Here is a 13340-nt window from a genome sequence, read left to right on the forward strand (position 1 = left end):
GTCCTCATTTTCGTGCTAAGGTTAGATGAGTGAGTGAATTATTATGAATTGGGTGAGAATAGGAATGTTTTCGAATGTAGAAATAGGGATTGATTTAGGTACTGCTAATACACTTGTCTATAGTAAAAATAAAGGAATTGCTATAAATGAACCTAGCGTCGTATCCATTGATACAGTAACAAAAAAAGTTATTGCAGTAGGGAACGAAGCAAAGGAAATGATAGGAAAAACACCGGAAAACATCGTTACAGTGCGTCCCTTGAAGGAAGGTGTAATCGCAGATTATGATACAACAACAGAAATGCTGCGTCACATTATTGGGAAGGCTTCTAAGGCACTCGGATTTTCATTAAGAAAACCAAATGTAGTGGTTTGTACACCTTCCGGCTCTACAAGCGTTGATCGAAGAGCCATCCAGGATGCAGTCCGTAATGCGGGAGCGAAGAAAGTCTATATCATTGAAGAACCGGTAGCAGCTGCTATTGGGGCCGGAATGCCTGTGGATGAACCGGTGGCAAATGTTGTCATAGACTTTGGCGGTGGATCTACTGAGGTTGCAATCATTTCCTTTGGAGGCGTCGTCGCCTGTCATACCGTTAAAATTGGCGGTGACCGCTTAGATGATGATATTATTCAATTTGTTAGAAAAAAATATAACGTTCTTATCGGAGAACGTACAGCAGAAAATATTAAAATGGAAATCGGTTATGCCTTAGTTGACCATGAAGAGTTAACAAAAGAAGTACGTGGGCGTGACCTAGTTAATGGCCTGCCGAAAACGATTACTTTATCTTCTTTTGAAATTCGTGATTCTATAAAAGAATCATTGTTACAAATTTTAGAGGCAATAAGGGCAACAATGGAAGAAAGTCCTGCAGAACTTAGCGGTGATATTGTGGATCGCGGGATCATCCTGACCGGTGGAGGAGCATTATTAAAGGGAATGGAAGAATGGCTCGCAAAAGAAATTGCCGTTCCGATAGACCTAGCAGAAAATCCACTTGAATGTGTCGCAATCGGAGCAGGTAAATCACTGCAATATTTGAATAAATTGTTATATGCAGCAAATTAAAAATGTCCATTTGTGGTGCTATGCACCATAAATGGACATTTTTTTGTATATAGATAATCTGTATACATCTACATCACACGCTTGAACATTTTTTCAAGTTCATAGACAGATGTATGGATGATGATAGGACGGCCGTGCGGACAGGTAAACGGATCAGAGGTTTGTCTAAGTTCATCTAATAATGCTTGAATTTCATCATTTCGCAAATGGCGGTTCGCTTTGATCGAGCCCTTACAGCTCATCATTATCGCCGCTTCTTCCCGCAACTTTTTAATATCCACTTTCTTCATCGAGAGCAGCTGTTCAATCATATCTTCAATGATTTCCTTTTCCTCACCTTTGGGGAACCATTGCGGATGTGCTTTAACAATGTAGCTGTTAAAACCAAATGGTTCGAGAAACACACCCACCTTTTCAAGCTCTGACTTGTGTTCCTCGATTTTAACCGATTCATCTGTTGAATATTCAAACGTGATGGGTACAAGGAGTTCCTGTAATTCAGAAGCTACCATGCCTACTTTTTCTTTATAGAATTCATACTTGATTCGTTCTTGTGCAGCATGCTGATCAATAATATACAGTCCTTTATCATTTTGAGCAAAAATATAGGTTCCGTGCATTTGTCCAATTGGATAAAGTGGCGGTACTCTGCTATTATCTACTTCCTCAGGCAGTACTTGTACATCCTCACTCCCCAGATCATTTGCATTTACATATGAAGAACCAGCCTGCGTCCATTCTTCAGGAGCCATTGGCTCGATAGAATCCGAGTAATCTAGTAGTTCCTGATTATCCTGCTTTGATGGCCAGCTCACGTCTCTATCTTTGTCAAAATGCTCTTCTCTTATGGCAAGTACCCCTTTAGCTTCCGGTTGTTGTTTACCGTAATCCATAAGAGAAGCATCAGTCATTAGAGAAACGGCTTCTGTACCTGCGGCGTGAGGTACAGCTTCTTCCTTTCTTATAAAAGCACGTTCAGGTACAGATATGTGATCAAGCCGCATCACTGTTTGTTCTGATAGCGGTTTTTCGACCCTGTTTTTTGATAAACCGGACGGTATTAGTTCCTTTTTTTGAAATGCCTCTTTGATGCTTTTCGTAACAAGTTCATTCAATTCCTGTTCTTTACTAATCCGTACCTCTAGTTTTGACGGATGAACGTTCACATCAACAAGAATCGGATCCATGACAATATTTATCAATGCAATTGGAAACCTGCCGATTGGAAGCAGAGTATGATAACCTTCTTGAATTGCCTTCACAAGCGGATAGTTTTTAATAAAACGTCCATTTATCATGGTCGATACATAATTTCTTGATGCTCTTGTTATTTCAGGAAGAGCGATAAATCCATCAACTGTATAATCAAGCGAGGTCACATGAAGTGGAATCATCTTTCTGGCTATATTGATTCCATAAATAGCCGCCAACACTTGTCTAACATCACCATTCCCCGCTGTATGAAGTAGCTTTCGTTCATTGTGAAACAAACGGATCGACACTTCCGGATGTGCAAGTGCAAGGCGATTCGTTACATCTGTTATATTACCTAGTTCTGTATGGACCGTTTTCATATATTTTAAGCGTGCCGGTGTGTTATAAAATAATTCGGTTATCGTAATATCTGTACCCTTGCGAGCAGCAGCTTTTTCCAGTGCTGTTATTTTACCTCCTTCGAGGACAATCCTAGTCCCCTCAAGTCCCGTTGAAGTAATCAGCTCAAATTTCGAAACAGAGGCTATACTAGGTAGCGCCTCACCTCGAAATCCTAGTGTACGAATACGGAACAAATCATGCTCATTTTTTATCTTGCTTGTAGCATGACGTTTGAACGCCATTGGAACATCCTTTTCTTCGATTCCATCTCCATTGTCACTTATCCGAATCTTCGCAAGTCCTGCTTCTTCAATTTCAATGTCGATTATAGAAGCACCAGCATCAATGGCATTCTCAACTAATTCCTTCACAACAGATGCAGGCCGTTCAACCACTTCTCCTGCGGCTATTTTATTTGAAAGCGCATCGTCAAGCTGTATTATTTTCCCCAATGTTCACACACCTCCGTTAGCTTTTGATCCTTTTATGAAGGTCATAGAGTATATTCATTGCTTGCATCGGAGTCATGTCTAATATATCCAACTCTTTAATCTTATCAAGAACACGTTTTTCCTTTACATCCAACTGGATTTTTTTCGGCTGTAGCGGTTCCTCAGCAAAAAAGGAAAGCTGTGTTTCTTCTACCTTTGATTGTGCTGGTTGCGGCTCAGCGTGTTTTTCAGCAGCCACATCAAGGTGTGGTTCCTGTGATTCTTCTATACCTAAAGGAATGGATTGCTTGCTGTTTTCTTCGGCATCTTTGAAGTTTATTTTAAGATCTTGTTGTTCTAAAGACATTAATATTTCATTGGCCCGTTTAATCAGCTCTGGAGGTAACCCAGCAAGCTGAGCAACATGGATACCATAGCTCTTATCTGCAGGTCCCTCTTTAATTTTATGAAGGAACACCACCTTACCATTTTGCTCAATGGCGCTGACATGAATATTCCTTAATCGCTCTAATTCTTCCTCAAGCACAGTCAATTCATGATAGTGTGTAGAAAATAATGTTTTTGCCCCGATATGATCATGAATATATTCAATAATCGCTTGTGCTAAGGCCATCCCGTCATATGTAGACGTTCCACGGCCAATTTCATCAAATAGAATAAGGCTGTTAATCGTTGCATTGGAAATAGCATTTTTCGCTTCCAGCATTTCAACCATAAATGTACTTTGTCCAGAAATTAAATCATCTGCTGCACCAATCCTTGTAAATACTTGATCAAATATCGGTAGAACAGCTTCTGTTGCAGGTACATAACAGCCAATTTGTGCTAAAATTGCCGTTAAGGCAATTTGGCGCATATACGTACTTTTCCCAGACATGTTTGGACCCGTAATAAGAAGAAGTTCCCGTTCATAATGCATAACACAGTCGTTTGGTACATACCGGTCGGCATTCATCACCTTTTCTACTACAGGATGACGGCCCTCTTTTATCACAATGCGGCGGTCATCTGAAAAAACAGGTTTAACATAATGCCGTTCTTCACTAATTGTAGCAAAGCATTGCAAAACATCTAATTCACTTATTGTTTTGGCCAAAGCTTGTAATCTTGGAATATATTCTTTTACATGCTCCCGAATCTCAGTAAATAATTGATATTCCAAATCCATACTTTTTTCTTCTGCCTGTAAAATTAATGCTTCTTTTTCTTTCAATTCCGGTGTTATAAAACGTTCAGCATTTGTTAATGTCTGTTTACGTTCATATCTGCCTTCTTCAAGGTGGTGTAGATTGGCTTTTGTTACTTCAATATAATAGCCAAACACCCTGTTATAGCCTACTTTTAATGATTTAATGCCGGTTTTTTCCCGCTCCTCGCGTTCGAGCTGAGCAATCCAAGTCTTCCCGTTTCTTGTTGCATCACGATAGCGGTCAAGCTCTTCATTATAGCCATCCTGAATCATATTGCCCTCTTTAACTGACAGTGGCGGATTATCAACAATCGCCTTTTCCAGCAAATCGGTAATCTCTTCACAGGGATCAAGCCGAGCCGCTAACTGTCTGCTCTCCTCATTACCAAGCTGCTCAATGAGATTATAAATAAATGGAATCTGCTCAAGCGAACGTCTTAATTGGACAAGATCACGGGCACCTACATTTCCGAATGCCACTCTGCCTGCAAGACGCTCCAAATCATAAACCTCTTTTAGTTTTTCCCTTAATTCCTGGCGTTCAAAAAAAGCATTCAGTAAGGTTTCAACCATCACGAGACGCGTTTGAATAGATTCTTTATCAATTAACGGCCGGTCAATCCATTGCTTTAATAACCGTCCTCCCATTGCCGTTTTTGTCTCATCAAGGAGCCAGAGAAGTGATCCCTTTTTCCCTTTTGAACGAATCGTTTCAGTCAGCTCAAGATTTCGTTTTGAATAATAATCAATCTTCATATGTTGATAGACTTGATAGCTGGAAACAGGCTGAAGATGACCAAGACTTCTTTTTTGTGTTCGGTGCAAATAATTTAGTAGTCTTGCCATCGCAATTTGAAGCTTTTCTTCTGTTATATCACGAAAAAGTGACTGGTAGGATTCCTTAATAACTTCATCATCTTCAAAGGATATCGTGACATTCATACGTTCACGGGTTTTCCGCTGCCAATCACCTTCAAAGGTTGATGCTACAACAAGCTCTTTGGCACCTAACAATGCCAGCTCATTGATGACTTCCTCAAAATTCCCGCTTATTATTGTAGCCTTACTCTCTCCCGTCGATAAATCATTATAGGCGAATCCATAGGTTCCATCAGGAAAATAAGTAATAGCTGCAATATAGTTGTTTTCTTTTTCTTGCAGACCTCTACCCTCCATCATTGTTCCTGGTGTAATCAGCTGTACCACCTCGCGGCGGACAACTCCTTTTGCCTGTTTAGGGTCCTCCGTTTGTTCGCATATCGCCACTTTATACCCTCGTTCAACTAGCTGCTCGATATATGAAGAAGCGGAGTGATAGGGAACACCACACATGGGAATACGTTCTTCTCCTCCACCCTCACGGCTAGTTAATGTAATTTCCAATTCCTGTGATGCTTTTATCGCATCATCAAAAAACATTTCATAAAAATCTCCAAGACGAAAAAATAAAAAGGCATCTTGATAGTCTGCCTTTACTTGTAAATATTGTTGAATCATCGGCGTATAAACGACCATCATTTCCTCCAATAACTAAAGATATTTATCATTACTTATTAGTCAATTATAACATACAAGAAATCATTCTCGTATGGGAGGTTTTTCTAATGGCTGGAATCATTTCCCACGGCTGTTCAAGCAAAGAAAAACTAGGAAGTAAAGCCTTCCTAGTTATCAATCATTTATCTTTTTTTCCGTGTAAGAAGTCGGGATCCAGATCTTCAAAATCTTCGTCATCTACATCATCTAAACACCAATCATCATCATTATCATATTTATCCGGATAAACAGCTACACAGACTTTTGTTTCTCCGATCACTTCAACCATAAACTCTCTTTCCACATGAACAATGATTTTATCTCCTTTTTGGGAAATAACACATTCAACACAGTTTGGCTGCTGCAATACTCTTGCTATAACATCTTGATCGTCCAGGCAATCAGGGTCACGGTATTTTAGTTTAATGACATCACAATATTCGACACGTTCAGTTACAACTTCTGTCTTTGTATTTCTATTAAAAGAATACCAAACGTTAATATCATAATAGCCCTTAACTTCTACCGTTTTCCCTACCTTTTTCGCCTCGTACGTATGGTTTATTATCCAACAGCCAAGAATGCTTGACGGCTGGTGTGAAGGGCAGATCGTATGATTGGACTGCGTACTTTTACGTCCTTTTGCAACGACCGCTTTTGTGATTATCTCTCTGTAATCTCCCATTGCGAGCGAAACCTCCTCATTTATTTTCAATTCATCCTATGCTTGATATTAGGCTGGTGTGCGATTATTTTTTAAATGAATATCAGAAAAATATAGGCATGTTGCATTGTATGCTTTTTGAAAGAGAAGGTTCCTATTTTCGCAATAAGGTCATTGTTTGTCGAAAAAGAGAAAAGGTCCGGATACCATATCCGGACCTTTCAAGCTATTAATTATAATTAATGATGGGAACAGTTTTTGTTTTGAATTTCTGCACCTGTTTCCCCACTTAATAAATTTCCGCCTGTTGTCTCGAGAATTTCATCTGTAACGGCATTAGAAATAGTTGTAGCAACGAGCTGTAATAAATCATTTACATCTGCTTGTGATTGCTTGAATTCATAAACGACAGGGATCTCATCTAACTCCTGCTCAAGCGCGGCAATTTTTTCTTCAGTCTTTCTTAACGCTTCAACTTTTCCATAATGCTGGAAATTGACTGCCTGTTTTTGCAGAGCTTTAATGGATGAAATATTGTTACGTACCTTTTCATTTTCATGAATATGTGCTTCAGCACGTTTAAAATAATCCACTTCTTCTGTCTCAGCAATCATTTTAGCTAAATCTTTTGCCTTTGCAATGATTTCATCCTTTGTGTATTTCCCCATCATTTCCACCCCGATCGGTTCTTGTTATTCCACTATTTCTCCATTTAAAGACCATGTTTTCGCTTCATTAATTTTGACTTTCACAATCGTTCCAATGGCTGACTTTGGTGCGATAAAGTTAACAAGCTTGTTTCTACGTGTATAGCCAGCCAATACTTCTGAATTATTTTTACTTTCCCCTTCAACAAGGACTTCAACAATTTGACCCTCATATTTCTTCAAGCTTTGAGCAGACATTTCATTTACAACGGCATTTAAACGCTGCAAACGCTCCTTTTTGACCTCCACCGGAACATTATCCTGCATTTTGGCTGCAGGTGTCCCTTCACGCGGCGAATAAATAAATGTGTAGGCAGCCTCAAAACCAACTTCGCGATAAAGTGATAATGTCTCCTCAAATTGTTCATCAGTTTCATTTGGATAACCAACAATGATATCCGTTGTTAAAGCAACATTAGGAATGGCTGCTTTAATTTTCTTTACCAATTCTAAATACTGCTCTCTAGTATACTTACGTGCCATGATTTTTAGTACATCCGTTGAACCAGATTGTACAGGCAGATGGATATGTTCAACAAGGTTTCCACCCTTAGCCAATACTTCGATTAAATGATCATCAAAATCGCGTGGGTGACTCGTCGTAAATCGAATTCTAGGAATATCGATTTTTCTCATTTCATCCATTAAGTCGCCAAGCCCATATTCAATATCAGTAAAATCTTTTCCATAAGCATTAACATTTTGACCAAGCAATGTTATTTCCTGATATCCCTGTGCAGCAAGATGTCTAACCTCTTGGATGACATCCTCGGGACGACGGCTTCTCTCTTTACCTCTCGTATACGGTACAATACAATACGTGCAAAATTTATCACAGCCATACATAATATTTACCCATGCCTTAATATTGCCTCGTCTCACCTTTGGAAGATTCTCAATAACGTCTCCTTCCTTAGACCAAACTTCAACAATCATTTCTTTAGACATGTAAGCTTCCTGTAAAATATGAGGTAGGCGGTGAATATTGTGGGTTCCAAAAATCATATCAACTTGCTGATAAGTTTTTAAGATTTTATTTACAACGGATTCTTCCTGTGACATACAGCCGCATACACCAAGCAATAAATCCGGTTTTTCTAATTTTAAGTGCTTCAAATGGCCCAGTTCACCAAACACTTTGTTTTCAGCATTTTCACGGATCGCACATGTATTTAATAAAATAACATTGGCATCCTCCACTGTATCAGTAGGCTCATAGCCAAGAGCCAGGAAGATACCCGCCATAACTTCTGTATCATGCTCATTCATTTGGCATCCGTAGGTACGGATATAGAATTTACGGCCTTCGCCCATCCCTCTAAATTCTTCTGCAATTTCAAAATCCTTATGATATTGCACGTCTTCTTTGCCACGTTTTTTTGCATCTTTTAAGGATGGTGCAGTAATAACCGATTCAAAATATTTACTATAATCCTTGCCGGATTTTTTGTCCGAAGGATTTGCTGTAACTACTTGTTGACCTTCTAATCGTTGTTTTTCATTCATATAATTATTCTCCTTTCGCTATCTTTGCATAAAAAGATAGAGTCATGCACATTATAATAGTATAATGCCTTAAATGAATGAAAACAATAGACATCATTGATTGAAAACTAGAAAAAGCCTCAGGATTATTACCTGTTTGGCAAAATAATGTATGTATGCACAAAATAAGCAAGTGATTTCTTTATAAAATCACTTGCTTTTTTGTCATTTATTACTTAAATTCTGCTACTAGCTTATCAAAGTATGCATTATCTAAATTTAAATCCATTTTAGTTAATGGTGTTTCAGAGTAGCCATGAAGTAATTCTTGGTATGACTTACGTTCAGTATCTTGATAAATTAAGCCCGTTACAAGACCCTTATGCTCCATTAATGTTTGCATTGCAGCTTCACGATTAGATGGGTCATATCCTTCAATATCACTTAATTTTGTTAAATTCTCTTTAAACCAATCGTAAGTGTTAATCTTATTGTACGTTACACATGGACTGAAAACATTGATTAAAGAAAATCCTTTATGATTGATTCCTGCTTCAATGAGTGCAGTTAAATCCTTTAGATCAGTAGAGAAGCTTTGTGCAACAAATGTAGCCCCTGCTGTTAAAGCCATTTCCATAGGTGCAATCGCTTGTTCAATTGAACCTTTAGGTGTTGATTTAGTTTTGAACCCTGCCTGTGAACGAGGAGAAGTTTGTCCTTTTGTTAAACCATAAATTTGGTTGTCCATAACGATATAAGTAATATCAATATTTCTTCTAATTGCATGAATCGTATGACCCATACCAATTGCAAAGCCATCTCCATCACCGCCGGAAGCAATGACTGTTAAATCACGGTTTGCCATTTTTACACCTTGAGCGATTGGTAAAGAACGACCATGAATACCATGTACACCATATGAATTAATATACCCCGAAATACGTCCAGAACAGCCAATTCCGGAAATTACGGCTAAATTTTCCGGTTCTAAACCAACATTTGCTGCAGCTCTTTGAATGGCAGCTTGTACGGAAAAGTCTCCGCAGCCAGGGCACCAGTTTGGTTTCACATTATTTCGAAAATCTTTAAATGTTGCCATTTAGAACAACTCCTTGCGCTTCGTGTATATTTTTACATTTTGTATAAACTTCATATGGTTTATATGGATTTCCATCATATTTTAATACTTTCTTAATTTTATCAGCGTATCCAACATTCATTTTAATAATATTAGCCAATTGTCCAGTTGCATTGTTTTCAATAACAGCTACCTTCTTGGCCTTCTGGATTAAAGGTAACAGTTCGTCTGTTGGGAATGGATGAATTAAGCGAATATGTGCATGATTCACTTTTATGCCATCTTCTTCAAGACGTACCATTGCTTCTTCGATTGCTCCGCGTGTTGAGTTAAAACCGATAAGCAATAAATCAGCTTCATCATGCGGGCAATTTTTATATACAGGAGTATTAAATTTAATGTTTTCTACTTTTCTAAAGCGCTTATCCATCTGTAAGTTACGGTTCAGAGCTGCTTCAGACGGCTTACCAGTCTCATCATGCTCTACACCAGTAACGTGGTGAATACCGTTCTTCACACCAGGGATTACACGTGGAGAAATTCCATCTTCTGTTACTTCATAGCGCTTGAAGTAACCTTTATTTTCCTGTTCAGGAATTCCTTCTGTAATCAATTTACCGCGACGAATTTCAACTTTATTAAAGTCTAGTGGTTCAACTGTTTGTTTACCTAATGATAGTTGTAAATCAGATAATACAATGACAGGGCATTGATACTCTTCAGCTAAGTTAAAGGCCTCAGCTGTATCATAAAATGCTTCCTGGACCGTACTTGGAGCAAGAACAATTTTAGGAATCTCACCATGTGTTCCGTAAATCATGGCCATTAAATCTGATTGCTCTTGTTTTGTCGGCATACCAGTAGATGGACCGCCGCGCTGTGTATCTACAATGACAAGTGGTGTTTCTGTAATCCCAGATAAACCAATTGCCTCCATTTTAAGTGAAAGTCCAGGGCCTGAAGATGCAGTAAGAGTACGAACACCGCCATAGTTCCCTCCGATTGCCATTGTAACAGCAGCAATCTCATCTTCTGTTTGAATGACTGCTCCGCCCAGTGGAGGTAATTCTTTAATTAAATATTCCATTATTTCTGAAGCTGGTGTAATCGGATATGCAGCCATAAAGCGGCAGCCGCCTGCAAGGGCACCTAATGCAATCGCATCATTTCCAATCATAAATAGTCTGTTTTGACCATCCGCTTCAGCTAATTCCATTACTTCTGATTCATCATTTAATTGATTTTTTAAGTAATCATATCCAGCTTTGATTGCTTCCATATTTTTCGCAACAACCTGCTGACCTTTTTTCCCGAAAATCTCTTGAACTACTTCTTCAAATACATTAATATTAAGATTTAGAATTGCACATGTTGCGCCAACAGCAACCATATTTTTCATTAATGATGTTCCCAAATCAGTAGCAATATCTGTAAATGGAACCGCATACAATGATGCTTCTGTATCTTCAGGTTTCTTTGGATTTATCTTAGAATCTGCAATTATAATACCTTTGTCATGCAATTCCTTATAATTCACATCAATTGTTTCCTGATCAAAAGCTACTAGAATATCAAGATCATCAGAAATAGTGCGAACTTCTGTCGTACTTACACGAATTTTGTTATTTGTATGTCCACCTTTAATACGGGACGAAAAGTGACGATACCCATATAAATAATAACCTAATCGGTTTAATGCGATAGAGAATATTTCTCCAGTACTTTCGATTCCTTCACCTTGTTGCCCGCCAACCTTCCATGAAAGCTGATTTACCATAATTCCACCCCTTTGGATACGTAAAAAATTATGTCACTATGACATAAAGTATAGCACCAGTCGATTAAATTCTCTAAGAAAATGCCTGACTAAATTGTTTTCTAGGAATTTTCATTATATTTGGAAAATCGTATAGTACTAAACGATTTCAATTCTAGACCTATAACATAAAAAAAGCAACCTTTTCCGACGAAATTTTGACGAAAATATGAATATTTTTTCAAAGATTGAAAAAAATTATATTAACTTATCGAATTTATGCATAAAACGTTGTAAAATGACTGCATTTTGTTAAAAAATAAAACGATTTCATTCTTGTCATACATATCAACTCCTTTGTTTGCAGCATGAGCAAATATTAATCCGTTAATTTTTATATTAGTATAACACTATTTTTTCTTTATTCATGAAGGTTTTCTCCTTATACATTGAAAAACCTGTTTGCAGTGGCAAACAGGTTCTACATATTTTCATGTTGTTTTATCTTGGTTCAATTATCAACTTGATCGCAGTTCTTTCTTCACCATCAATCAAAATATCGGTGAAGGCTGGGATACAAATTAAATCCACCCCGCTAGGTGCGACAAATCCTCTTGCAATGGCTACCGCTTTAACCGCTTGATTTAATGCACCCGCACCAATTGCTTGAATTTCTGCTCCACCTCTTTCACGCAGAACCCCAGCAAGCGCACCAGCTACAGAATTAGGATTAGACTTTGCTGAAACTTTTAATATTTCCATTCCTAGCTCCTCCTTGTTTGGTCCCTCCTATATGTTCGTTGAAACGAACAATTCAGGTTATATCATTCCAATGTTACTATATTCGGGAAACAAATCAGTTATTCCGGCTTGGTCGAAAAAAGCCGCGTAAGAATTAAGATAAAAAAACATACTATATACCGCCACCCTAAAAAAGGAGACGGTATATAGTATGTTTCTTGTTAGATCATTATGAATAAAACGGATGATCATCATTGATTAAAATTCGTTCCATTTTCTTCGCAATACCACTTTTTATATCAACTTCAATGCATACTGCGCTTAATTGTGTTCGGCCTGTTTTTGGAACCTCAAATCGAGCCGGCATATTGGTTAAAAATCTTTTCAATACAACTTCCCTGTCCATTCCTAATATTCCATCATACGGGCCCGTCATACCGACATCAGAAAGATATGCAGTACCTTTTGGAAGTATTCGATTATCGGCTGTTTGAACATGCGTATGGGTCCCAATGACAGCTGAAACTCTTCCGTCCAAATACCAGCCCATCGCTTGTTTTTCACTTGTTGCCTCTCCATGGAAATCGACAAAAATAATTGGCGTTCTCTCTCTTGCCTCTTTGATTAATTGATCTGCCTTCTGAAATGGGCAATCACTCGGAGGTAAAAAGGTTCTCCCCTGCAAGCTGATGACAGCTACCTCATCGCTATTCATCTTTAAATAAGCAATTCCTTTTCCCGGATTATTCTCTGGAAAATTCGCCGGTCTGACAAGGTACTTTGCCCCTTCAATAAAATCATAGATTTCACGATTGTCCCATGTATGATTTCCTAACGTCACAGCCTGGGCACCTGCTTCGAGAAAGCCACGATAAATCTTTTCGGTTATTCCTTTTCCTCCGGCCGCGTTCTCGCCGTTTATTATCGTTATATGTGGACGGTATTTGTCTTTTAGCTTAGGTAAATATTCATTAACCATATCACGCCCTAACGAGCCTACAACATCTCCGATAAATAATATATTCATGTAATAACCTTTCTTTATATAATTTATTTGTTCATAA

General features: G+C 38.3%; 10 protein-coding genes. 1 reads left to right on the forward strand and 9 read right to left on the reverse strand.

From position 1 onward, the window contains the following. Positions 1-64: 64 nt before the first annotated feature. Positions 65-1072, forward strand: a complete 1008-nt coding sequence (mreBH, locus tag ACHUFV_RS04740; protein WP_394232448.1) for a rod-share determining protein MreBH — start codon at positions 65-67, stop codon at positions 1070-1072. Between the two features lie 68 nt (positions 1073-1140). Here mreBH and mutL read toward each other — a convergent pair whose 3' ends face one another. The 9 genes from mutL to ACHUFV_RS04785 form a co-directional block, all read right to left on the reverse strand. Then, positions 1141-3120, reverse strand: coding sequence for a DNA mismatch repair endonuclease MutL (gene mutL / locus ACHUFV_RS04745; RefSeq protein ID WP_394232449.1), 1980 nt, complete (start codon positions 3118-3120; stop codon positions 1141-1143). Positions 3121-3136: 16 nt separating this feature from the next. Next, positions 3137-5824 (reverse strand): DNA mismatch repair protein MutS, encoded by a 2688-nt coding sequence (mutS, locus tag ACHUFV_RS04750; protein WP_394232450.1) that lies wholly within the window; start codon positions 5822-5824, stop codon positions 3137-3139. A gap of 160 nt (positions 5825-5984) precedes the next feature. Further along, positions 5985-6530 carry an outer spore coat protein CotE gene (locus ACHUFV_RS04755; RefSeq protein ID WP_394232451.1) on the reverse strand — a complete coding sequence of 182 codons (546 nt, stop codon included), beginning with the start codon at positions 6528-6530 and terminating at the stop codon, positions 5985-5987. A gap of 218 nt (positions 6531-6748) precedes the next feature. After that, positions 6749-7177: a YlbF/YmcA family competence regulator gene (locus tag ACHUFV_RS04760; RefSeq protein WP_394232452.1), complete on the reverse strand. Its 429-nt coding sequence runs from the start codon at positions 7175-7177 to the stop codon at positions 6749-6751. A 24-nt stretch (positions 7178-7201) separates the two neighbouring features. Beyond that, positions 7202-8722, reverse strand: a complete 1521-nt coding sequence (gene miaB / locus ACHUFV_RS04765) for a tRNA (N6-isopentenyl adenosine(37)-C2)-methylthiotransferase MiaB (protein ID WP_394232453.1) — start codon at positions 8720-8722, stop codon at positions 7202-7204. 211 nt (positions 8723-8933) lie between these two features. Then, positions 8934-9800 carry a 2-oxoacid:ferredoxin oxidoreductase subunit beta gene (locus tag ACHUFV_RS04770; protein WP_394232454.1) on the reverse strand — a complete coding sequence of 289 codons (867 nt, stop codon included), beginning with the start codon at positions 9798-9800 and terminating at the stop codon, positions 8934-8936. Beyond that, the gene (locus ACHUFV_RS04775; RefSeq protein WP_394232455.1) at positions 9787-11556 is read right to left on the reverse strand and encodes a 2-oxoacid:acceptor oxidoreductase subunit alpha; all 1770 of its coding nucleotides are present in this window, start codon (positions 11554-11556) and stop codon (positions 9787-9789) included. The genes ACHUFV_RS04770 and ACHUFV_RS04775 overlap by 14 nt, the downstream gene beginning before the upstream one ends. A gap of 480 nt (positions 11557-12036) precedes the next feature. Beyond that, positions 12037-12297: a stage V sporulation protein SpoVS gene (spoVS, locus tag ACHUFV_RS04780; RefSeq protein ID WP_071395267.1), complete on the reverse strand. Its 261-nt coding sequence runs from the start codon at positions 12295-12297 to the stop codon at positions 12037-12039. Positions 12298-12505: 208 nt separating this feature from the next. Beyond that, positions 12506-13303, reverse strand: a complete 798-nt coding sequence (locus ACHUFV_RS04785; protein ID WP_394232456.1) for a TIGR00282 family metallophosphoesterase — start codon at positions 13301-13303, stop codon at positions 12506-12508. Between the last annotated feature and the right edge of the window lie 37 nt (positions 13304-13340).

This window comes from Niallia oryzisoli, from assembly GCF_043641075.1.
GTDB classification, from domain to species: Bacteria; Bacillota; Bacilli; order Bacillales; family Cytobacillaceae; genus Bacillus_BD; species Bacillus_BD oryzisoli_A.

What these genes read in the sequence shown, in the direction of transcription:
- ACHUFV_RS04770 (WP_394232454.1), bottom strand. Translation starts at nt 9,800, where the DNA reads ATGGCAACATTTAAAGATTTTCGAAATAATGTGAAACCAAACTGGTGC.
- mreBH (WP_394232448.1), top strand. Translation starts at nt 65, where the DNA reads ATGTTTTCGAATGTAGAAATAGGGATTGATTTAGGTACTGCTAATACA.
- spoVS (WP_071395267.1), bottom strand. Translation starts at nt 12,297, where the DNA reads ATGGAAATATTAAAAGTTTCAGCAAAGTCTAATCCTAATTCTGTAGCT.
- mutS (WP_394232450.1), bottom strand. Translation starts at nt 5,824, where the DNA reads ATGGTCGTTTATACGCCGATGATTCAACAATATTTACAAGTAAAGGCA.
- miaB (WP_394232453.1), bottom strand. Translation starts at nt 8,722, where the DNA reads ATGAATGAAAAACAACGATTAGAAGGTCAACAAGTAGTTACAGCAAAT.
- ACHUFV_RS04785 (WP_394232456.1), bottom strand. Translation starts at nt 13,303, where the DNA reads ATGAATATATTATTTATCGGAGATGTTGTAGGCTCGTTAGGGCGTGAT.
- ACHUFV_RS04775 (WP_394232455.1), bottom strand. Translation starts at nt 11,556, where the DNA reads ATGGTAAATCAGCTTTCATGGAAGGTTGGCGGGCAACAAGGTGAAGGA.
- ACHUFV_RS04755 (WP_394232451.1), bottom strand. Translation starts at nt 6,530, where the DNA reads ATGGGAGATTACAGAGAGATAATCACAAAAGCGGTCGTTGCAAAAGGA.
- ACHUFV_RS04760 (WP_394232452.1), bottom strand. Translation starts at nt 7,177, where the DNA reads ATGGGGAAATACACAAAGGATGAAATCATTGCAAAGGCAAAAGATTTA.